The organism is Enterobacter cloacae complex sp. 2024EL-00227, assembly GCF_043945315.1.
In the GTDB taxonomy this organism is placed as follows: Bacteria; Pseudomonadota; Gammaproteobacteria; order Enterobacterales; family Enterobacteriaceae; genus Enterobacter; species Enterobacter roggenkampii.
Window position 1 is genome coordinate 116,522 of record NZ_JBIMQP010000008.1, and the last position, 20,223, is coordinate 136,744.

The following is a 20,223-nucleotide window of genomic DNA, read 5'->3' on the forward strand; positions in this document are numbered from 1 at the left end:
AAACCTCAGCGAAAAGGAGTTACCGATGAAACTGTTCTACAAACCGGGCGCGTGCTCTCTTGCTTCCCATATCACCCTGCGCGAGAGCGGCAAAGATTTCACGCTGGATGGCGTTGATCTGATGAAAAAACGTCTGGAAAACGGCGATGACTTTCTTGCCATTAACCCGAAAGGACAGGTTCCGGCGCTCCTGCTGGATGACGGTACCCTGCTGACCGAAGGCGTGGCGATTATGCAGTTCCTGGCCGATAGCGTGCCCGATCGCCAGCTGCTGGCCCCGGTCAGTACCATTTCTCGCTATAAAACGCTGGAATGGCTGAACTACATTGCCACCGAGCTGCACAAAGGCTTTACGCCGCTGTTCCGCCCGGATACGCCGGAAGAGTTTAAGCCGACCCTGCGCGCCCTGCTGGAGAAAAAGCTGCAGTACGTTAACGAATCGCTGAAAGACGAACAGTGGATTGGCGGCTCGCGCTTCACGATCGCTGATGCGTACCTGTTCACCGTGCTGCGCTGGGCACGTGCGGTTAAGCTGAATCTGGAAGGGTTAGACCACATTGCATCGTATATGAAACGCGTGGCTGAACGTCCTGCGGTGGCTGCAGCGCTGAAAGCGGAAGGGTTGAATTAACCGAGCAGACTGTGTTGCCGGGTGGCGCTGACGCTTACCCGGCCTACGAATTCCGTAGACCCGTGCCAGCGCAGCGCCACCCGGCATCGTTTAAAGCTGGGTTGCGCTGAAATAGTGCTCCGGCTTCGCGATACGATCCTGTGCCGCGACCACCTGCAGTTCATATTCCTGCATCTCTTTCGTCGCAATCATAATTTCGTACACCGCTGCCGTAACGTGCTCCAGCGCGTCCCTCACCGTTGCACCCTGAAGCAGTTTCACCAGCAGCAGCCCGCTGGTCACATCGCCCACGCCCACCGGCTGACGCGTGCCAAAATCCACCAGCGGGCGGCTGATATGCCAGGCATCCTCTTTCGTCACCAGCAGCATCTCAAAGCGATCCTGGCTTAGCCCTGCGCGCGCGAGGTGTTTTACCAGCACAACCTCAGGCCCCTGCGCGATCAGCTCGCGTGACGCGCTTACGGCCTCTTCTACGCTGTTAACCGGATGCTCGCAGAGAATTTCCAGTTCGACCAGGTTTGGCGCAATGATATCGCTGGCGGGCAGCGCATGGCGAACGTGGAATTCTGCCACGCCTGGCGCCACGATACAGCCTTTTTCCGGATGGCCCATAACGGGGTCGCAGAAGTATTTTGCCGACGGGTTGGCAGCCTTTACCTGACGCACGATGCCGAGGATATGTTCCCCCTGCTCCGCGGAACCAAGATAACCGCTCAATACGGCGTCACAGCGCTTGAGCTGGTCGATATCGGCAATGCCCTGCACAACCTCGGTGAGGTGCGAAGGCGGCATCACGCAGCCGGTCCATTTGCCATACTGCGTGTGGTTAGAGAACTGAACGGTATTGAGGGGCCAGACGTTGACGCCGAGGCGGCGCATTGGGAATTCCGCAGCGCTGTTGCCAGCATGTCCAAAAACAACGTGGGACTGAATGGCGAGGATGTTCTTCATTTTATGCTTACCAAACCCTGAAAAAACAAAAGGGGCGTGGTTTCCCACGCCCCTCGAGACTGTTAATTATTTCCAGCAGACAAGGCAGTAGTTTTTCTTACCGCGACGCAGCAGGGTGTAGCGGCCATACAGACGGTCGCCGTCAACAAAGGTGTATTCCGGGTCGGCCTGCTTTTCACCGTTGATGGTGATGGCGTTGGACGCGATGGTTTTACGCGCCTGACCGCGTGAAGGCTGGAGTTCAGAGTCCACCAGCGCCTGCATCAGGTCAGCCCCTTTCTCCATCTCAACCATTGGCACGCCGTCCTGCGCCAGCTGTTCGAAGTCCGCTTCGCTCAGATCGCTCAGGGTACCGTTGAACAGGCTTGCAGTAATGCGTTTTGCCGCGGCCAGACCTTCTTCACCGTGAACCAGTTTGGTCACTTCATCTGCCAGCACGTACTGCGCGCGTGGCGCTTTACCGCTGTTCTTGTCTTCTTCTTCCAGCGCATTGATGTCTTCAATATCCATAAAGGTGAAGAACTTCAGGAAGCGATAAACATCGGCATCCGCCGTGTTGATCCAGAACTGGTAGAATTTGTACGGGCTGGTTTTCTTCGGATCGAGCCATACCGCACCGCCTTCGGTTTTACCAAATTTGGTACCGTCTGCTTTGGTAATCAGCGGAACGGTCAGACCAAAGACCTGATTCTGGTGCAGGCGACGGGTCAGGTCGATACCGGAGGTGATATTACCCCACTGGTCAGAACCGCCAATCTGCAGGGAAACACCGTGCAGTTTGTTCAGGCAGGCAAAGTCATACCCCTGCAGCAGGTTGTAGGAGAACTCGGTAAAGGAGATACCCTGTTCGTCACGGTTCAGACGCTGCTTCACGGCCTCTTTGTTAATCATCTGGTTAACAGAGAAGTGCTTGCCGATGTCGCGCAGGAAGGTCAGCACGTTCATGCTGCCAAACCAGTCGTAGTTGTTCGCGGCAATCGCGGCGTTATCGCCACAGTTGAAGTCGAGGAACGGTGCAACCTGTTTGCGGATCTTATCGACCCACTCCTGCACGGTATCTTCGGTGTTCAGTTTACGCTCAGCGGCTTTGAAGCTTGGGTCACCAATCAGACCGGTCGCGCCGCCCACCAGGGCAACAGGCTTATGGCCCGCCATCTGGAAGCGTTTCAGGCATAACAATGGAACAAGATGCCCCAAATGCAAGCTGTCAGCGGTGGGATCGAAGCCGCAATAGAGCGCGATCGGGCCTTGCGCCAGTCGCTCTGCTAACGCTTCCTCGTCCGTCACCTGGGCCACGAGGCCCCGCTCTTGCAATTGTTTAATCAAGTTACTGCTTGCCATCAAATTCTCCATGTATAAACGACTGCACCTTTGCCGGTACACGACTTTTCGCCTGATGCGAAAGGACCATAGAATAAAGCGCAAGCGCGGTGTGCGCTAGCGCTTAAATCAACAAATTTCGGGGATTACGGCGCCAGTCTGTCGATTTTCCAGCCGCCATTCTCGCGCTGGTATAAAAAGCGGTCGTGCAGGCGATGTTCGCCCCCCTGCCAGAACTCGATTTGCTCAATCGGGATGCGGAAACCACCCCAGAAGCTCGGCAGCGGGATTTCACCCTGCTGGAACTTCTGCTTCAGCTCGAGGAATTTACTTTCCAGCACGCCGCGGGCGGAAATGCGGCTGGACTGTTTTGATACCCAGGCGCCAATCTGGCTGTCACGCGGACGACTGTGGAAATACTTCACCACTTCCAGCGTCGAGAGACGTTCCGCTTTGCCGGTCACCATGACCTGACGTTCCAGCATGTGCCACGGGAACAGCAGGCTGATACGCGGATTGTTTTCCAGATGGTGCGCTTTGCGGCTGCCAAGGTTGGTATAGAACACCAGCCCTTTCTCGTCATAATGCTTGAGCAATACGATACGCTGATACGGTTGACCGTTTTCATCTACCGTTGCGACAACCATCGCCGTTGGGTCGGCAAGTTTCGCTTCGCAGGCCTGTTTCAGCCAGCGTTCAAAAAGCACGAGGGGTTCAGCGGGAAGATCCTGGCGACGCAGGCCGCCTTTGGTGTATTCACGGCGCAGATGCGCAATTTGCTGCAGTTCGTCGTTATCTGACATGGCGTTAGCTGACATTGAGAGTGGGTGGCGCTATTGTGCGCCGCCCCTGTAAAAATCTCAACGCTTCGGATTTTCGAGCTGGCAATTGTTCAGCACAATACGGTCGCGTTTGTAGACCGTGGCGCTGTCGCCTTTCGACCAGAAGACATAGATACCGTCGGTGTAGCGTGCGCCCGAGGCCGAAATGCCCTGCTTCAGCGTCAGCAATTTATTGTCGTAAACAAAACTGGCTTCCTGGCGCGGATTGTTCAGCTTCACGGTCAGCGGTTTTTCGTCGCAGCGATACTCCAGGGTATCGGTCTGCATGCGCTCAACGAGCTGGTTGTAGACGCTGCATCCTGACAGCAGCAAAGGGGCGGCAATAAGAAGAAGTTTTTTCATGGGCATATTCCGAAGACTATCCTGGTCCTGGAGGGCATGGCTGCCCCCCTGTTTCGTTCCATTCTAACGACGACGCGCCGCGCTGAATTTCAGTTAACTCTGATTATGACGCGGATTTGCCGGGAAAATCGCCCCAAGAACGCTCGCCTCGCGCGCGCCGGTGACCGACGGCAAGTTGCCCGGCAGCCCGGCAACGGTGCGCCAGGCAAGCCAGGCAAAGGCCAGCGCCTCCATATCATCCCCGCTGATGCCGGCCTCATCGGTTGTCGACACTTCGGTACCCGGCAGCAGCCCGGCAAGACGCGCCATCACCAGCGGGTTACGGCTTCCCCCGCCGCACACCAGCAGGCGTTCACATCCGCCGCTAAGCAGCACCTGTTCAGAAATCGACACGGCCGTAAGCTCGGCAAGCGTCGCCTGAACATCCTGCGGCGCGAGCGCCGGGAATGACGCCAGCTGGCGCTCAAGCCAGCCAAAGTTGAAGTATTCACGCCCCGTGCTTTTCGGTGCCGGTAAGGCAAAATAAGGATCGCTCAGCATGGACTGCAGCAGCGGGAGAATCACCTTACCCTCACTCGCCCACTCCGCGTTTTTATCATACGGTTGACCGCACTGACGCCAGATCCAGGCATCCATTAACATATTGCCCGGGCCGGTATCGTAGCCGCGGACCGGCTGCCCCGGAATAAGCATCGACAGATTGGCGATCCCACCAATGTTGAGCACCATACGCCGCTCTGAAGGGTGCGCCAGTAGTGCCTGATGAAACGCGGGCACCAGCGGTGCGCCCTGTCCGCCAAGAGCAATATCGCGACGACGGAAATCGCCGACCACCGTGACGCCCGTCTTCGCCACAATCTGGTTGTTATCGCCGATTTGCAGGGTGTGCGGGGCATCGCCGATGGGTTCATGCCAGACCGTTTGTCCGTGACACCCGATGGCCACCACATCCTGCGGACGAAGATGTTCTTTTTGCATCAAAGCCTGCACCGCATCCGCAAACAGCGCCCCCAGGCGGACATCCAGCTGTCCAAGCTGCGAAAGGGTCAGCTGCTGCCCCTGACAGATACTGAGAATATCCTCTTTCAGTGAAATGGGGATTGGCCAGGTCAGGCTCGCCTGCTGCGCCACCATGTTCTCATCAATGGCAGCCAGAACGACATCTACCCCATCCAGACTGGTGCCTGACATCACACCAATGTAGCGACCCGATTTCATGCGCTTTCCTTACGTTGCGTGGGCTAAGGATATCCACTCAACCATAAACGGCGTCGCTTTGCCATCCGGCAATAATATTTTTTAACAATGTCAGACGAGTAGCGTGGGCGGATCCTGTTTATGTCTCGTTAAGTCAAATTCAAGTACAATTTTCCTATTGTTAGTGCAAAGATATGAACGATGGCCCCTTATGCCATATAATTTAGCCATAACGGATGCCCCCCATCGGGCGTTTTTGGTGAACAGGAGATTCAAATGATTTTACGTGTACTGGGCGTTTCGCTGATTGGTTTAACTCTGGCTGGCTGTGTGAATGACAGTTCACTTTCTGGCGACGTTTATAGCGCTTCTGAAGCGAAACAGGTTCAGAACGTGACTTACGGTACCGTTGTTAACGCACGCCCTGTACAGATTCAGGGTGGTGATGAAAACAACGTGATGGGCGCCATCGGCGGTGCCGTTCTGGGTGGTTTCCTGGGTAATACCGTCGGCGGCGGTACGGGCCGTTCTCTGGCAACAGCCGCAGGCGCAGTGGCCGGTGGTGTAGCAGGCCAGGGTGTTCAGGGTGCGATGAACAAAACTCAGGGCGTCGAGCTGGAAATTCGTAAAGACGACGGCAGCACCATTATGGTTGTTCAGAAACAAGGCAGCACACGCTTCTCCGCAGGTCAGCGCGTTGTGCTGGCAAGCAACGGAAGCCAGGTGACCGTTTCTCCACGTTAATTAAAAATGGATGTGGCCATTGGGCCACATCCATTTACAATATACATCACTTATACGAATATTTTTACAAAATATATTCACCCCACAAATATTTAATCTCATCGTATATTGTCTCCGCGCAAAGTATTTATTGCATTACTTGCTTAGACTCTTCGCAATTACCTCTTCATAATTTATTTCTCATTTTGTAAAAACTTATATGCTTGCGAATAGTCGTTGTCTAAAAGGTCGTTATATCTCGTTCTGTTTCGGTTGCCTTGTCGTCATCGGAATATTACAAGCTCTCTTTTCAAAAGTGGTTGAATGGGTTCCCTCCTTCTCGCCTCTTTTGTTCCCTACGCTCACCATTTTTTTACTCGTGTTTCACCTGTTTATTGCCTGCTTTATGGCAATGAAATACTGGTGTGATAAGCGGCGGCTCTATCTGATTGCGATCGCCTTTGCCTTTGCCGGTTCGGCACTGTTGATGGTCGGAACGCTGTCCAGCTTTCCAGCGTGGCTGAACCTCTATCAGTTCAACGTCGTTAACTACAACGATGCGATGATCTACTTTATGTTCCGCCACTTTTTAATGGCGGTGTTGTTCAGCGTTGCGGCAATACTCTATCCTACGCGCGATTACCCCTTTTCACGGTTGGCGCATATCTCAATTGTGAGCGGGGCGTTTCTCTTTACCGCCTGCGTTGTGGGACTGGCCTGGATATATTCTAGTCACTCGCCCTTGTTATCCATTGACCTGGTTGATAACGAAACCCGTCAGTTTATGGTGCTCTGGAGCCAATGCATAAATATTTCTTTAATTGTCTTCTGGGTGGTTTCATTAGTAACGCTGATGTTTGTCACGCGCGTGCGCAATTTATTCTGGGTAGGCGGAAATTTCCTGTGCGTTTGCTATATCGTCACGCTCGCCATGCTGTTAGTAGGCGGACATGCTGAAGATATATCGTGGTATCGCGCCCGGCTATTTGAAACCGTCGCTACGCTGATGATTATTTTTGTACTGCTCTACGACGTCTTCATGCTGTACCGTGATTCCCATTTAAAATATCAGCAGTCATATCAAAATTCGATTCGCGATCCGCTTACGCGCCTTTATAACCGTAGCTATTTTTATGAATCGTTAAACCAGGCGCTGGACATGGCGAAACCCAGCCGCCCAGTTTCGGTTATCGTCAGCGATCTCGACCGCTTCAAGCGTATCAACGATAACTATGGCCACCTTCAGGGAGACAAAGTCTTACAGTTTGTCGCCAATCTGCTGATGGATTCCGTACGCCCGCAGGACATCGCGGCTCGAATCGGCGGTGAGGAGTTTGTGCTGATGCTGGCCAACACCTCTTCAGATGCAGCCCACCAGGTGGCGGAACGTATTCGGTTGAAGCTAAGCAGCTTTGATAAAACCAGCAGCGGAGGGCAGCTACCTGAGCCGATTACCATCAGCATGGGAGTATTTACGGCGACGTCATCGTCCGTGACCGCAGAAGCGTGCGTGGAGAGTGCCGACAAGGCGATGTATGAAGCGAAGGAGACAGGCCGTAATCGAGTGGTGGTCTTTAAGTAAAAAAAGGCCTTGCTGCTGCAAGGCCTTAGTGTTTATCAGTCGCGAGACTGTAGCTCATGGATGTTTTGCTCAAGGCGAGCAATGAGGCTAATGAGCATTTCCAGCTCCGCCGGTGAAACGCCTGAAAGGATTTCACCGCGCGTTTTGGTAATCACAGCTTCCATTTCAGTAATGATAGGCGCCGCTTTCTCAGTGAGTTTTATCCGCTTGGCGCGACGATCGCTGGCGCAGGTTTGTCGGGAGATCAGCCCCTTCTCTTCCAGCTGGTCAAGCGTGCGCACCAGTGACGGTTGCTCAATGCCTATCGCTTTTGCCAGTTGAATTTGCGACTGATCGGGCGGCAGCTGATGAATATTGTGCAGCGTGACCCAATGCGTCTGCGTCAATTCCAGAGGTTTCAGGCGATGGTCAATCAGAGCACGCCAGACGCGTACCAACCTTGCCAGATCAGAACCTAATGGCGATTCCAATTTCATCTCCTTATAATTAGCTTGCTAAGTTATTATGCTGATTTTAGAATAGTGTGCAGCATTTGTAATGGCAAAACAAATGCAATACTGCATTCATCTAACTCAAAAGTATGACTTACACTGAATTGTGATGCTTCTTCATACTCAGACAAGCCAACACGGCATTCTGTTCACTGCAAAGGATCTCTGCTCGTGACCTTTTTTCATCGCTCAGAGGGTTTACCCCTCCAGGACCTGATCTTCGGTGCGTCAGTCTACTTTCCCCCTCTGTTTAAGGCCGTGCTGGTGGGCTTTATTCTCTGGCTCATCGCGCATCGCCTGCTTCGCGACTGGATGTATTCCGGCGAAATCTGGCATCCCATGCTGATGGATCTTTCCCTGTTTGCCCTCTGTGTATGCCTGGGCCTTGCTGTTCTGATCGTGTGGTGACTATGCCCCTGAAAACGCTGAAGTACTTTTCCACCCTGTTTGTTCTGGTCCTTGCGCTGGTCGCCGGATGGTGGCTCTGGAATTATTACATGCAGTCTCCCTGGACGCGTGACGGTAAGATTCGCGCTGAGCAGGTCAGCATTACCCCGCAGGTATCGGGAAGCATTACGTCGCTGCTGGTTAAGGATAACCAGTACGTTAAAAAGGGAGAGGTTTTATTCCGAATCGACGACACGCCGTACCATATCGCGATTCTGAATGCCCAGGCGCAGCTGGCAAAAGCCCAGTCTGATCTGGCAAAGGCCAACAACGAGGCCAACCGCCGCCGTCACCTGTCGCAAAACTACATCTCCGCGGAAGATTTAGACACCGCCAACCTCAACGTTAAGGCGATGCAGGCGAGCGTCAACGTGGCTGAGGCGACGCTGAAGCAGGCGCAGTGGGAACTGACCCAAACCGTGATTACCGCCCCTGTCGATGGATGGGTGACCAACCTTTCCGCCCGCGTGGGTAACTATGCCACCACGGGACAGCCCGTTTTCGCCCTGGTCGACAGCCACTCCTTCTACGTAGTGGGCTACTTCGAAGAGACCAAGCTTCGGCATATTCGCGAGGGATCGCCAGCAGCGATTACGCTGTACAGCGGCTCGCAAAGGTTACAGGGTCACGTCTCCAGCATTGGTCGCGCCATTTACGATCAAAGCGTTGAAACAGATTCCGGCCTGGTGCCGGATATCAAGCCGAACGTCCCCTGGGTGCGTCTCGCTCAACGCGTGCCTGTTCGCGTGGAGTTTGACCATTTACCGCAGGGCATCACGCTGGTATCCGGCACCACCTGCACTGTCTCCATCGGAACCCCTTAATGAAGCTGCAGGCGCTCTCCTGGCAAAACTCGCCGTGGATGAAAGCGACGCGTCCTCAGTGGCGCTACGCGCTGCGTAACGGCATTGCCATGTGTCTGGCGCTGACCGTCGCCTATTACCTGAACCTGGATGAGCCCTATTGGGCGATGACCTCTGCCGCGGTGGTGAGTTTTCCTACGGTCGGCGGGGTGATCAGTAAGAGCCTTGGGCGTATCGCCGGCAGCCTGCTGGGTGCCACGGCGGCGTTAATTATCGCCGGCCACACGCTGAACGACCCATGGCTGTTCCTCCTGAGCATGGCGGCATGGCTGGGATGCTGTACCTGGGCCTGCGCCCATTTCACCAACAACGTCGCCTACGCTTTCCAGCTGGCGGGCTATACCGCCGCCATTATTGCCTTCCCGGTGGTGAATGTGCTCGATACCACCGAGCTGTGGGATATTGCACAGGCGCGCGTCTGCGAAGTGATTGTCGGGATCCTCTGCGGCGGATTTATGATGATGATCCTCCCCAGCACTTCCGACGGCAGCGCACTCATCACCGCCCTTAAAACCATGCACACCCGGCTGCTTGAACACGCGAGCCTGCTGTGGCAACCGGATACCAGCGATGAGATCCGTCTCGCCCATGAAAAGGTGATAGGACAGATCCTGACAATGAATCTGCTGCGTATTCAGGCGTTCTGGAGCCACTACCGCTTTCGCCGTCAGAACACCCTGCTTAACTATTTGCTGCACCAGCAGCTGCGCATGACCAGCGCCATCTCCAGCCTGCGCCGGATGCTGCTCAACTGGCCAACGCCGCCGGAAAACACGCGCGCGGTGATTGAAACGCTGCTCGCAACCCTTGCGCGCCCGGATGCAGACATCTACACGGTCGCGCGAATAATCGCCCCGCTCGCCCCGGTGGATGAATATGATTATCGCCATCGCGCCTTCTGGCAGCGTCTGAATTACTTTTGCCGACTCTACCTGCGCAGCAGCCGCTGGATTAACGCGGTTGAGAATGCCACGCCGGTCACGGAGTTCAACGTTCCCGGGAGCCCGGCTCTCGCCCGCCATACTGACTACCTGGAAGCGCTGTGGAGCGGTTTTCGTACCTTTTGCGCGCTGATGCTGGTGGGCGCGTGGAGTATCACCACGCAGTGGGAGTCCGGTACGGCGGCCCTGACGCTCGCCGCCATCAGCTGCGTGCTTTACTCCGTCGCGGCCTCGCCGTTTAACTCGCTGACGCTCCTGCTGCGCACCCTGGTGCTGCTGTCGCTGTTCAGTTTCGTGGTGAAGTTTGGCCTGATGGTGCAGATAAGCGATCTCTGGCAGTTCCTGCTGTTCCTCTTTCCGCTGTTGACCACCATGCAGCTACTCAAGCTGCAGATGCCGAAGCTGGCGGGCCTTTGGGGACAGCTGATTGTCTTTATGGGCTCGTTTATCTCCGTGACGAATCCACCGGTGTACGATTACGCCGATTTTCTCAATGACAACCTCGCAAAGATCCTCGGCGTGGGGCTGGCGTGGCTGGCCTTCGCGGTGCTGCGTCCCGGCTCCGATGCCCGCAAAAGCCGCAGGCATATCCGGGAGTTACGCCGGGGGTTTGTCGACCAGCTCAGCCGCAAGCCGCATCTTCGTGAGAGTGAGTATGAATCGCTGGTTTATCATCACGTCAGCCAGCTCAATAACAGCCAGGACGCGCTTTCCCGGCGCTGGCTGCTGCGCTGGGGCGTGGTGCTGCTGAACTGCTCGCACGTGGTCTGGCAGCTTCGCGGGTGGGAAACGCGTTCCGACCCGCTGTCGCAGGTGCGTGACGTTTGCATCTCCCTGCTGCGCGATGTCATGAGCGAACGCGGGGTCCAGCAGCGGCCGCTGGAAGCCACGCTGAATGAACTGCAGCGGATCTGCGATACGCTTGCACGACATCATCTCCCCGCCGCCCGCGATTTGGCCTCGATAATCTGGCGGCTGCACTGCTCGCTGTCGCAGCTGGAACAGGCACCACCGCCGGGTACGATTGGGGATCAGATCACGCCGCAGGCATAACGCGCCCCGCCGCCGCCAAGCGGTTTAGGCTGATCGGACATATTGTCGCCGCCGACGTGGATCATCAGCGCTTTGCCTTTCACCTCATCCAGCTTTTTCAGACGCGGCGCGACAACGGGATCGGTGGCTTTACCGTCGTTATTGACCACCAGCACGGGCAGATCGCCCAGATGTCCCATGCCTTCCGGGCCCTCATGCTTGCCGGAGTGTTGCGGGTCAAGGTGACCGCCTGCCGCTTCCGCAGCCGACGGTTTCCCCTCTTTTAACGCGGGCTGACAGCTTCCTTTAGCGTGAACATGAAAACCATGCTCACCGGGAGGGAGTGCTTTGAGGTTGGGAGCGAACTCCAGTCCTTTATCGGTTTCCGTGATTTTCACTGTTCCGATGGACTGACCTACCCCCTGAGAGGTGACGAGATTCATTTCCACTTCGTCGCTGGCTGCCTGCGCCCCTGCGCAAACAACCAGCGCGACCATTGCCAGAGCAAAACGCTTCATATGACCTCCGCTGGTTATTTTTTGCCCCTTAAGTGTATACCAGGGGCAAAGATTTCACCGGAAAGTCATCTTCTGGCGGTTTATGGCACGTCGTAACCCAGCGCAGCCTTGCGGATGCGGAACCACTGCTGGCGGGTCATCTGCAGCTCTTCAGCGGCCAGTGCAGAACGCACGCGTTCAATTTTGCCAGAACCAATAATCGGCAGCGGTTTTGACGGCAGGCGCAGGATCCAGGCGTAAACCACCTGTTCGATGCTCTCCGCGTTCAGCTCGCGGGCGATGGTGTCCAGCTCGTTACGCAGCGGCTGGAATTCATCATCATTGAACAGGCGTCCGCCTCCCAGGCATGACCAGGCCATCGGGCGAATGCGCAGCTGCTGCAGCTGGTCAAGCGTACCGTCCAGCAGCAGCGGCTGGTGTACCGGGGAGATCTCCACCTGGTTGGTGGCCAGGGTAAACGGCAGACGAGACTGAAGCAGTGCAAACTGCGCCGGGGTAAAGTTGGAAACGCCAAAGTGACGCACTTTGCCGCTCTGATGCAGGTTCAGGAAGGCTTCTGCCACCTCATCGGCATCCATAAGCGGGTCCGGACGATGGATTAACAGCAGGTCGATACGGTCGGTCGCCAGGTTGACCAGAGACTGCTCAGCGCTCTTGATGATATGCGCGCTGTCGGTGATGTAATGCCCAAGGGCGTGTTCCGGTTTTGCCGTGGTGGCAATCCCGCACTTCGTGACGATCTCCATGCGGTCGCGGAGTGCCGGAACCAGCTTGAGCGCCTCGCCGAATGCGGCTTCACACTGATAGCCACCGTAAATATCCGCATGGTCGACCGTGGTAACGCCCAGATCGATATGCTCTTCAATAAAGCTCGCCAGCTGGAGGGGGGACATATTCCAGTCCATCAGGCGCCAGTAGCCCATCACAAAACGGGAGAATTCTGGCCCCTGGGGGGCAAGGGTAATTCGCTGAACCATAACATTTTCCTCAAGGACGTGATGTCATGAGTATACGCAATTACCGTGTTAAAAAAGTGAAGGTTGCTGGGGTTCTTCGGTCTCACCGGCTTTGTTTGCGCGTATTTTGCGCAGAAGACGCTGACGGCAGAGGCGTAACACCTCCTGCTTTTGCGTGTCGCTAAAGTTTTGCCAGTTAAAACGCTCATCGCGGGTACGCATGCACCCGCGGCAATATCCGCGTTCATCCACCTGACAAATCCCCCGGCACGGGCTCTGGATGGGGAAAAACTCCAGCTGCTCTGCCACACTCACCTCCGGATAACCACTCTCACCTACAGTGAAGACGCTAAACGCGCCACGTGCAAGGCCCATACCACAGATTTGTGGCATTAAGGTTTCACTAATCTTCCCGCTTTATACTCGGCCCATCATGACAATGACAGGTTTACCGATCGATGTGGTTAATCAAAAAGTTACAATGTAACGACATTAAATTTACTCTGGGCTGTGCACTCTTTTTTACGTTGATTAATGGGCTGTTTATCCAGCGCAGCTGGGCCATTATTGCCCCTGCGCACCTGCACGACATCCTCTTTGCCGCGTCCGTACCGCTGGTGCTGTTTTGCGGCTGGGTGATTGTCTTTAGCCTGCTGAATATCCCCTATATCCGTAAGCCGCTGCTGATCGTCTTAACGGTCGGATGCGCCGCGGCCACCTACTTTATGTACACCTACGGCGCGGTGATCGATCAGAATATGATTGTGAACGTGTTCGAAACCAACTCTCAGGAAGCGACAGCCCTGGTGACCCCGCAGATGATTCTGTGGATTGTTATCGCAGGCCTCGTTCCCTCCGTGGTGCTGGCGTTGACCCGCATTCGTACCGGGAAATGGTGGTATGCCCTGCTGACGCGCGTCGCCGCGATGCTCGGTGCCCTGCTGGTGATTATCCTGATTGCGGCGCTGTTTTATAAAGATTACGCGTCGCTGTTTCGCAACAACAAAAGCATCGTCAAAATGGTGACCCCGGCCAACTATGTCAGCGCCGTGGTGAAGTACAGCAAAATGCGCTGGTTTGCAGGCGATCAAACGCTGGTGCGGATTGGCGAAGATGCCCATAAAGGACCGTTGATTACCGGCCAGCAAAAGAAAACCGTTCTGGTGCTGGTCGTTGGGGAAGCCTCTCGCGCGGCGAACTACTCCCTGAATGGTTACAATCGTGAAACGAACCCGGAGCTGAAAAAGCAGGATGTGATTAACTTCCCGCAGGCCTCCTCTTGCGGCACCGAAACCGCCGTTTCCGTTCCGTGCATGTTCTCGGGCATGACGCGCAGCAAATACGATGCCGACCTGGCTCACCATCAGGAAGGTCTGCTCGATGTGCTGAAGCATGCGGGGATCAACCTGCTCTGGCGCGACAACGACGGCGGCTGTAAAGGCGCCTGCGATCGCGTGCCGCATACCGATATGACGCAGTGGAATCTGGATCAGTTCTGCAAAGACAAATCCTGTATTGATGATGTGAATTTCTACCGTCTGGACAACGTGCTGGATGGTCTGAAGCAGGACACGGTGCTGGTTATCCACCTGATGGGGAGCCACGGTCCGGCATACTATCGCCGTTACCCGGACAATTTCCGTAAATTTACCCCAACCTGCGACACCAATGAAATTCAGGATTGCGACCATCAGGCGCTGATGAATACCTATGACAACACCATCCTGTATACCGACAGCATGGTCAGCAAAACCATTGATGCGCTGAAAGCGCGCCAGGCAAGCATGAACACCGCCCTGATTTATCTCTCGGATCACGGTGAGTCACTGGGTGAAAGCGGCATTTATCTGCACGGTACGCCGTACATGCTGGCGCCGGAGCAGCAAACGCACATTCCGTTTATGTTCTGGCTGTCACCGGACTACGCGAAAAACTTTGGCATCAATGAACAGTGTTTACGCGACCACGCTGCAAAAAATGCGGTTTCCCAGGACAATTTGTTCTCGACCGTACTGGGTATGATGGACGTGAAATCAAACGTTTATCAACAGCAGCTGGATATTCTGAGCGCATGTCGGCAATAAACTCGCTTGCATTAGACCGAACGGTCTATTAGAGTGCGGCCATGAGCAGAAATACTGAACACGATACCCGCGATCATCTCCTGGCAACCGGCGAGCGTCTTTGCATGCATCGCGGGTTTACCGGTATGGGGTTGAGCGAGTTATTAAAAACCGCTGAGGTACCGAAGGGGTCGTTTTATCACTACTTCCGGTCCAAAGAAGCCTTTGGCGTGGCAATGCTGGAGCGTCATTACGCGGGCTACCACCAGCGTCTGGCGACCCATTTTGCGTCGGGTGAAGGAAACTATCGGGATCGTGTTCTGAACTACTATCAGGAAACGCTGAACCAGTTCTGTCAGCAGGGCATTATCAGCGGATGCCTGACGGTCAAGCTGTCTGCCGAGGTGTGCGATCTTTCCGAAGATATGCGCTCGGCGATGGATAAGGGTGCCCGCGGCGTGATCGCCCTGCTGGCCCAGGCGCTGGAAAAAGGCCGCGACGAAAAAACGCTGGCCTTTACCGGCGACCCCTTAATGCAGTCTCAGGTGCTCTATTCCCTGTGGTTAGGGGCCAATCTGCAGGCAAAAATTTCGCGCAGTGCCTTGCCGCTGGAAAGCGCGCTGGCACATGTGAAAAACAGCATTACTGCGCCTGGCGTATAACGGGCGCTTTTTATTTACTTTATTACTAGTCGACTGGTCTACTCAGGAGTCTTTATGTCAGCTGAAAAACTGTTTACCCCATTGAAAGTGGGTGCCGTCACGGCGCCAAACCGCGTGTTCATGGCTCCGCTGACCCGTCTGCGCAGTATTGAGCCGGGTGACATCCCCACTCCATTGATGGGCGAATACTACCGTCAACGCGCAAGCTCTGGCCTGATCATCACGGAAGCCACGCAGATCTCTGCTCAGGCGAAGGGTTACGCCGGTGCGCCGGGCCTCCATAGCCCGGAACAGATCGCGGCATGGCAGAAAATCACCGCGGGCGTTCACGCTGAAGAGGGTCGTATTGCGGTCCAGTTGTGGCATACCGGTCGTATCTCACACAGCAGCATCCAGCCTGGCGGTCAGGCACCGGTCTCCGCGTCGGCCCTGAGCGCCAATACCCGTACGTCCCTGCGCGATGAAAACGGCAATGCGATCCGCGTGGATACCTCTATGCCGCGCGCGCTGGAGCTGGACGAAATCCCGGGGATTGTTAACGACTTCCGACAGGCCGTGGCCAACGCCCGTGAAGCCGGTTTTGACCTGATTGAGCTGCACTCCGCGCATGGCTATCTGCTGCACCAGTTCCTGTCACCGTCGTCAAACCATCGCACCGATCAGTACGGCGGCAGCGTCGAAAACCGTGCCCGTCTGGTGCTGGAAGTGGTGGATGCGGTATGCAAGGAGTGGAGCCCGGACCGTATCGGGATCCGCGTCTCCCCAATCGGGTCTTTCCAGAACGTCGACAACGGCCCGAATGAGGAAGCGGATGCGCTTTATCTGATTGAAGAGCTGGCCAAACGCGGTATTGCCTATCTGCACATGTCCGAGCCTGACTGGGCTGGCGGTAAGCCTTACACTGAAGCCTTCCGCCAGAAAGTGCGCGAGCGCTTCCACGGCGTGATCATCGGTGCAGGCGCCTATACCCCAGAGAAAGCCGAAGACCTGATCGGCAAAGGGCTGATCGATGCCGTCGCGTTTGGCCGCGACTACATCGCCAACCCGGATCTGGTTGCCCGTCTGCAGCAGAAAGCGGCGCTGAACCCGCAGCGTCCGGAAAGCTTCTACGGCGGCGGCGCGGAAGGCTACACCGACTACCCTTCTCTGTAATCTCGCCATTGTTCATTGATAGCGGCGACACTTCGCCGCTATACTAAAACATCGTTTCTGTTCAAAAAGCTTTTTTATTCCATTGGTTAATGAGGAAATTATGCGCCTACTTCACACCATGCTGCGCGTTGGCGACCTGCAACGTTCAATCGATTTCTACACTAACGTCCTGGGCATGAAGCTGCTGCGCACCAGCGAAAACCCGGAATACAAATACTCGCTGGCATTCGTGGGTTACGGCCCGGAAACGGATGAAGCGGTGATCGAGCTGACCTACAACTGGGGCGTTGACAGCTATGAGCTGGGCACGGCCTACGGCCATATCGCGCTGGAAGTAGACAACGCAGCCGACGCGTGCGAACGCATTCGCAAAAATGGCGGTAACGTTACGCGCGAAGCGGGCCCGGTAAAAGGCGGCACCACCGTGATTGCGTTTGTGGAAGATCCGGACGGTTACAAAATCGAGCTGATTGAAGCCAAAGACGCCGGTCGCGGTCTGGGCAACTGATCCCTCAGGGCGCAACGTGCGCCCGTAGTTTTACTGCATCACCCCGCAAAATTTGCCATAATGCGCTCTGCTTTTTCCCCATGTAAGAGACCCTGATGTCCGATAACGCTCAATTTAGCGGTCTGTGCGACCGTTTTCGTGGTTTTTATCCCGTTGTCATTGATGTAGAAACAGCCGGATTTAACGCTAAAACCGATGCGCTGCTCGAAATTGCCGCCATCACGCTGAAGATGGATGAACAGGGCTGGCTTACACTGGACACCACGCTGCATTTCCACGTTGAACCTTTCGAAGGGGCAAACTTACAGCCGGAAGCGCTGGCGTTTAACGGTATCGATCCGCATAACCCGCTGCGCGGTGCCGTCAGTGAATATGATGCGCTGCACGCCATTTTTAAAATGGTGCGCAAAGGCATGAAGGAGAGCAACTGCAGCCGCGCCATTATGGTGGCTCATAACGCCACCTTCGATCACAGCTTTACCATGGCCGCCGCCGAGCGGGCCGCGCTCAAGCGCAACCCCTTCCACCCGTTTGTGACCTTCGATACCGCCGCGCTGAGCGGCCTGGCGCTGGGACAAACGGTGTTATCAAAGGCCTGTATTACGGCTGGCATTCCGTTCGACGGCACGCAGGCGCACTCCGCGCTGTATGACACGGAGCGTACCGCAGAGCTGTTCTGTGAGATCGTCAACCGCTGGAAGCGTCTGGGCGGCTGGCCGCTGCCGATGGATGATGAGGCCGAGCGCCAATCGTAGGTCGGGTAAGCGCAGCGCCACCCGACAAAAAAAAAGCGACCCCATAGCAGGTCGCTTTTTTATTTCCGCAGAAAGTTACTCTGCGTCCGGCTCTTCCGTTTTGTACTTCGCCGCGGTTTCTTTGATCAGCTGCTGCAGTTCGCCGCGCTGATACATTTCAATCAGGATATCGCAGCCGCCAACCAGTTCACCGTCTACCCACAGCTGTGGGAAGGTCGGCCAGTTCGCGTACTTAGGCAGCTCAGCGCGGATGTCCGGGTTCTGCAGGATATCAACGTAAGCAAAACGCTCACCACAGGCAGACAGCGCCTGAACCGCTTGCGCGGAGAAGCCGCAGCTTGGCAGCTTTGGAGAACCTTTCATATACAGCAGAATCGGGTTTTCAGCGATCTGGCGCTGGATTTTTTCAATAGTGGTGCTCATGTCTTGCTTCCTTTAACTTCTGTTACGGCATTCGTCTGACATTGTAGCGGTTCAGACTGGCATCGGAAAATAACATTTTTGTCACGTATAGACATTCTACTCCGAGTGATGAAAAGTTGCATTGCAAATGGTGTTTACCCCTGCGTCAATCAGGGTTTTGCTTAGGGAATGGGCAAATGTACGACAGAACGATGAATTTTTTTGCACTTGCTAACGAAACAGGATCGTAGATTGAAAAATGCTATTAACTTTCTGGCTTTTTATGGATTAGAATCGACGGGCTTTGTAAATCACACGCGGGTATTATTGATGACCTGCATTTATCAGGGGACTGCCCAGTGGCGCGGATAACTAAAATCTCGATCACGCTCTGTGCTTTACTGTTTACTTCACTCACCTTCACGCCAGTGGCAAACGCCTCTCAGCAGGCGCGGCATTCTGCTGTACAAAAAAACCATCTGGTGAAAGCCACAGAACGTAAGAAAAAAACCACCGCTAAGAACGACAAGAAAAAGACAACCACACAGACTAAAAAAACCGCTTCCAGCAAGACGAAAACCACCTCTTCCCGCACAGCCCACACCGCCAAAAGTAAAGCTTCGCAAACCGCCGCTAACCTCGTGACTGAAAAATGCATCGCGCGTAAAGGCCATAAGGCGAAATGCACCAAGGTCACCAAAATAGCGGAAGTGCATAAAGTGCGCGTCCAGAAAGCGCAAAAAACCGCAATGAACAAGCTGATGGGGCAGATTGGCAAACCGTATCACTGGGGCGGGACTTCGCCACGTACCGGTTTTGACTGCAGCGGCCTCGTCTATTACGCCTATAAAGATCTGGTCAAGTTCCGCATTCCGCGTACCGCCAACGAGATGTACCACCTGCGCGATGCTTCCCCGGTCAACCGTGGAGAGTTGGAGAACGGCGATCTGGTCTTCTTCCGCACGCAGGGCCGCGGGACGGCTGACCACGTTGGCGTCTATGTCGGCAACGGAAAATTCATCCAGTCACCGCGTAGCGGCCAGGATATTCAGATCACCTCGCTCAGTGAAGACTACTGGGTGCGCCATTACGTCGGCGCGCGTCGCGTGATGACGCCGAAAACCATTCGCTAACCCCTGCCCTGCCACACCCGTGGCAGGGTAAGTTCCTCTTTTGCATACTCTTTCAATTTGCTATCCTGTCCTTGTTGTCTGTGTGGTTATTGGCAACACAAAATACAATAAGGAGAGAAGCAATGTCGTTCGAATTACCTGCACTACCGTATGCAAAAGACGCCCTGGCCCCGCACATTTCTGCGGAAACCCTGGAATATCACTACGGCAAGCATCACCAGACGTACGTCACCAACCTGAATAACCTGATCAAGGGCACCGATTTTGAAGGCAAAACGCTGGAAGAGATCGTCCGCAGCGCTGAGGGTGGCGTATTCAACAACGCCGCTCAGGTGTGGAACCACACCTTCTACTGGCACTGCCTGGCGCCAAACGCCGGTGGCGAACCTGTCGGTGAACTGGCTACCGCCATTAACGCCGCCTTTGGCAGCTTCGCGGAATTCAAAGCGAAGTTCACCGATGCCGCCATCAAGAACTTCGGTTCAGGCTGGACGTGGCTGGTCAAAGAGGCGGATGGCAAACTGGCTATCGTGTCTACCTCTAACGCAGGCACCCCGCTGACCACCAGCGCGAAGCCGCTGATGACCGTGGACGTATGGGAACACGCTTACTACATCGATTACCGCAACGCGCGCCCTAACTACCTGGAGCACTTCTGGGCACTGGTTAACTGGGACTTTGTGGCGAAGAACTTCGCCGCGTAAGAGACACG

At 55.2% G+C, this 20,223-nt stretch carries 23 protein-coding genes; 13 read left to right on the forward strand and 10 right to left on the reverse strand.

Annotation, left to right across the window (positions count from 1 at the left end; translation table 11 throughout):
* Window positions 1-25: 25 nt before the first annotated feature.
* The gene (gene gstA, locus ACHH0Z_RS15270; protein WP_008500572.1) at window positions 26-631 is read left to right on the forward strand and encodes a glutathione transferase GstA; all 606 of its coding nucleotides are present in this window, start codon (window positions 26-28) and stop codon (window positions 629-631) included.
* 90 nt (window positions 632-721) lie between these two features.
* Here gstA and pdxY read toward each other — a convergent pair whose 3' ends face one another.
* The 5 genes from pdxY to anmK all read right to left on the reverse strand — a co-directional run bounded on the left by pdxY (window position 722) and on the right by anmK (window position 5,304).
* Window positions 722-1,582, reverse strand: coding sequence for a pyridoxal kinase PdxY (gene pdxY / locus ACHH0Z_RS15275; RefSeq protein ID WP_045406233.1), 861 nt, complete (start codon window positions 1,580-1,582; stop codon window positions 722-724).
* Window positions 1,583-1,648: 66 nt separating this feature from the next.
* Window positions 1,649-2,923, reverse strand: coding sequence for a tyrosine--tRNA ligase (tyrS, locus tag ACHH0Z_RS15280; protein ID WP_045406235.1), 1,275 nt, complete (start codon window positions 2,921-2,923; stop codon window positions 1,649-1,651).
* Window positions 2,924-3,048: 125 nt separating this feature from the next.
* Complete coding sequence (gene pdxH, locus ACHH0Z_RS15285) at window positions 3,049-3,705, reverse strand: pyridoxamine 5'-phosphate oxidase (protein WP_008500575.1); 657 nt, start codon at window positions 3,703-3,705, stop codon at window positions 3,049-3,051.
* 57 nt (window positions 3,706-3,762) lie between these two features.
* Window positions 3,763-4,092 carry a C-type lysozyme inhibitor gene (mliC, locus tag ACHH0Z_RS15290; protein WP_085930290.1) on the reverse strand — a complete coding sequence of 110 codons (330 nt, stop codon included), beginning with the start codon at window positions 4,090-4,092 and terminating at the stop codon, window positions 3,763-3,765.
* Between the two features lie 87 nt (window positions 4,093-4,179).
* On the reverse strand, window positions 4,180-5,304 hold the full coding sequence (anmK, locus tag ACHH0Z_RS15295; protein WP_023343975.1) for an anhydro-N-acetylmuramic acid kinase: 1,125 nt from the start codon (window positions 5,302-5,304) through the stop codon (window positions 4,180-4,182).
* A 255-nt stretch (window positions 5,305-5,559) separates the two neighbouring features.
* Here anmK and slyB point away from each other — a divergent pair, with 255 nt between their 5' ends.
* Together slyB and ACHH0Z_RS15305 are read left to right on the forward strand one after the other, a co-directional pair.
* Window positions 5,560-6,027, forward strand: a complete 468-nt coding sequence (gene slyB / locus ACHH0Z_RS15300) for an outer membrane lipoprotein SlyB (protein WP_008500578.1) — start codon at window positions 5,560-5,562, stop codon at window positions 6,025-6,027.
* Between the two features lie 199 nt (window positions 6,028-6,226).
* Window positions 6,227-7,588 (forward strand): GGDEF domain-containing protein, encoded by a 1,362-nt coding sequence (locus tag ACHH0Z_RS15305; protein ID WP_045406236.1) that lies wholly within the window; start codon window positions 6,227-6,229, stop codon window positions 7,586-7,588.
* Window positions 7,589-7,623: 35 nt separating this feature from the next.
* Here ACHH0Z_RS15305 and slyA read toward each other — a convergent pair whose 3' ends face one another.
* The gene (gene slyA / locus ACHH0Z_RS15310; protein ID WP_021241135.1) at window positions 7,624-8,064 is read right to left on the reverse strand and encodes a transcriptional regulator SlyA; all 441 of its coding nucleotides are present in this window, start codon (window positions 8,062-8,064) and stop codon (window positions 7,624-7,626) included.
* A 186-nt stretch (window positions 8,065-8,250) separates the two neighbouring features.
* Here slyA and ACHH0Z_RS15315 point away from each other — a divergent pair, with 186 nt between their 5' ends.
* From ACHH0Z_RS15315 to ACHH0Z_RS15325, 3 genes are read left to right on the forward strand one after another with little or no spacing between them, the layout of a single operon-like run.
* Window positions 8,251-8,487: a DUF1656 domain-containing protein gene (locus tag ACHH0Z_RS15315; protein ID WP_008500581.1), complete on the forward strand. Its 237-nt coding sequence runs from the start codon at window positions 8,251-8,253 to the stop codon at window positions 8,485-8,487.
* 2 nt (window positions 8,488-8,489) lie between these two features.
* Window positions 8,490-9,350, forward strand: coding sequence for an HlyD family secretion protein (locus ACHH0Z_RS15320; protein WP_023292627.1), 861 nt, complete (start codon window positions 8,490-8,492; stop codon window positions 9,348-9,350).
* On the forward strand, window positions 9,350-11,383 hold the full coding sequence (locus ACHH0Z_RS15325; protein WP_023343973.1) for an FUSC family protein: 2,034 nt from the start codon (window positions 9,350-9,352) through the stop codon (window positions 11,381-11,383). The genes ACHH0Z_RS15320 and ACHH0Z_RS15325 overlap by 1 nt, the downstream gene beginning before the upstream one ends.
* On the opposite strand, the gene sodC is transcribed toward ACHH0Z_RS15325, so the two are convergent.
* The 3 genes from sodC to ACHH0Z_RS15340 form a co-directional block, all read right to left on the reverse strand.
* Window positions 11,362-11,880 (reverse strand): superoxide dismutase [Cu-Zn] SodC, encoded by a 519-nt coding sequence (gene sodC / locus ACHH0Z_RS15330; RefSeq protein WP_008500584.1) that lies wholly within the window; start codon window positions 11,878-11,880, stop codon window positions 11,362-11,364. The two genes, ACHH0Z_RS15325 and sodC, sit on opposite strands and share 22 nt — an antisense overlap.
* A gap of 80 nt (window positions 11,881-11,960) precedes the next feature.
* Window positions 11,961-12,857, reverse strand: coding sequence for an aldo/keto reductase family oxidoreductase (locus ACHH0Z_RS15335; RefSeq protein WP_021241132.1), 897 nt, complete (start codon window positions 12,855-12,857; stop codon window positions 11,961-11,963).
* 48 nt (window positions 12,858-12,905) lie between these two features.
* Window positions 12,906-13,145 carry a DUF1289 domain-containing protein gene (locus tag ACHH0Z_RS15340; protein ID WP_008500587.1) on the reverse strand — a complete coding sequence of 80 codons (240 nt, stop codon included), beginning with the start codon at window positions 13,143-13,145 and terminating at the stop codon, window positions 12,906-12,908.
* Between the two features lie 149 nt (window positions 13,146-13,294).
* Between ACHH0Z_RS15340 and eptA the strand changes: the two genes are divergently transcribed.
* The 5 genes from eptA to rnt all read left to right on the forward strand — a co-directional run bounded on the left by eptA (window position 13,295) and on the right by rnt (window position 17,976).
* The gene (gene eptA, locus ACHH0Z_RS15345; RefSeq protein WP_032674626.1) at window positions 13,295-14,920 is read left to right on the forward strand and encodes a phosphoethanolamine transferase EptA; all 1,626 of its coding nucleotides are present in this window, start codon (window positions 13,295-13,297) and stop codon (window positions 14,918-14,920) included.
* Window positions 14,921-14,961: 41 nt separating this feature from the next.
* Window positions 14,962-15,561, forward strand: a complete 600-nt coding sequence (locus ACHH0Z_RS15350) for a TetR/AcrR family transcriptional regulator (protein ID WP_032651603.1) — start codon at window positions 14,962-14,964, stop codon at window positions 15,559-15,561.
* A 54-nt stretch (window positions 15,562-15,615) separates the two neighbouring features.
* Window positions 15,616-16,713, forward strand: coding sequence for an alkene reductase (locus ACHH0Z_RS15355; RefSeq protein WP_023327206.1), 1,098 nt, complete (start codon window positions 15,616-15,618; stop codon window positions 16,711-16,713).
* A gap of 100 nt (window positions 16,714-16,813) precedes the next feature.
* The gene (gene gloA, locus ACHH0Z_RS15360; RefSeq protein WP_008500591.1) at window positions 16,814-17,221 is read left to right on the forward strand and encodes a lactoylglutathione lyase; all 408 of its coding nucleotides are present in this window, start codon (window positions 16,814-16,816) and stop codon (window positions 17,219-17,221) included.
* A 95-nt stretch (window positions 17,222-17,316) separates the two neighbouring features.
* A complete protein-coding gene (rnt, locus tag ACHH0Z_RS15365; RefSeq protein WP_045406238.1) occupies window positions 17,317-17,976 on the forward strand; it encodes a ribonuclease T in 660 nt (219 codons plus the stop codon).
* A 75-nt stretch (window positions 17,977-18,051) separates the two neighbouring features.
* On the opposite strand, the gene grxD is transcribed toward rnt, so the two are convergent.
* Window positions 18,052-18,399 (reverse strand): monothiol glutaredoxin 4, encoded by a 348-nt coding sequence (gene grxD / locus ACHH0Z_RS15370; protein WP_003832760.1) that lies wholly within the window; start codon window positions 18,397-18,399, stop codon window positions 18,052-18,054.
* Between the two features lie 338 nt (window positions 18,400-18,737).
* Between grxD and ACHH0Z_RS15375 the strand changes: the two genes are divergently transcribed.
* Window positions 18,738-19,511: a C40 family peptidase gene (locus tag ACHH0Z_RS15375; protein ID WP_023343969.1), complete on the forward strand. Its 774-nt coding sequence runs from the start codon at window positions 18,738-18,740 to the stop codon at window positions 19,509-19,511.
* A gap of 122 nt (window positions 19,512-19,633) precedes the next feature.
* Window positions 19,634-20,215, forward strand: a complete 582-nt coding sequence (sodB, locus tag ACHH0Z_RS15380) for a superoxide dismutase [Fe] (protein ID WP_021241127.1) — start codon at window positions 19,634-19,636, stop codon at window positions 20,213-20,215.
* The last annotated feature ends 8 nt before the right edge of the window (window positions 20,216-20,223 follow it).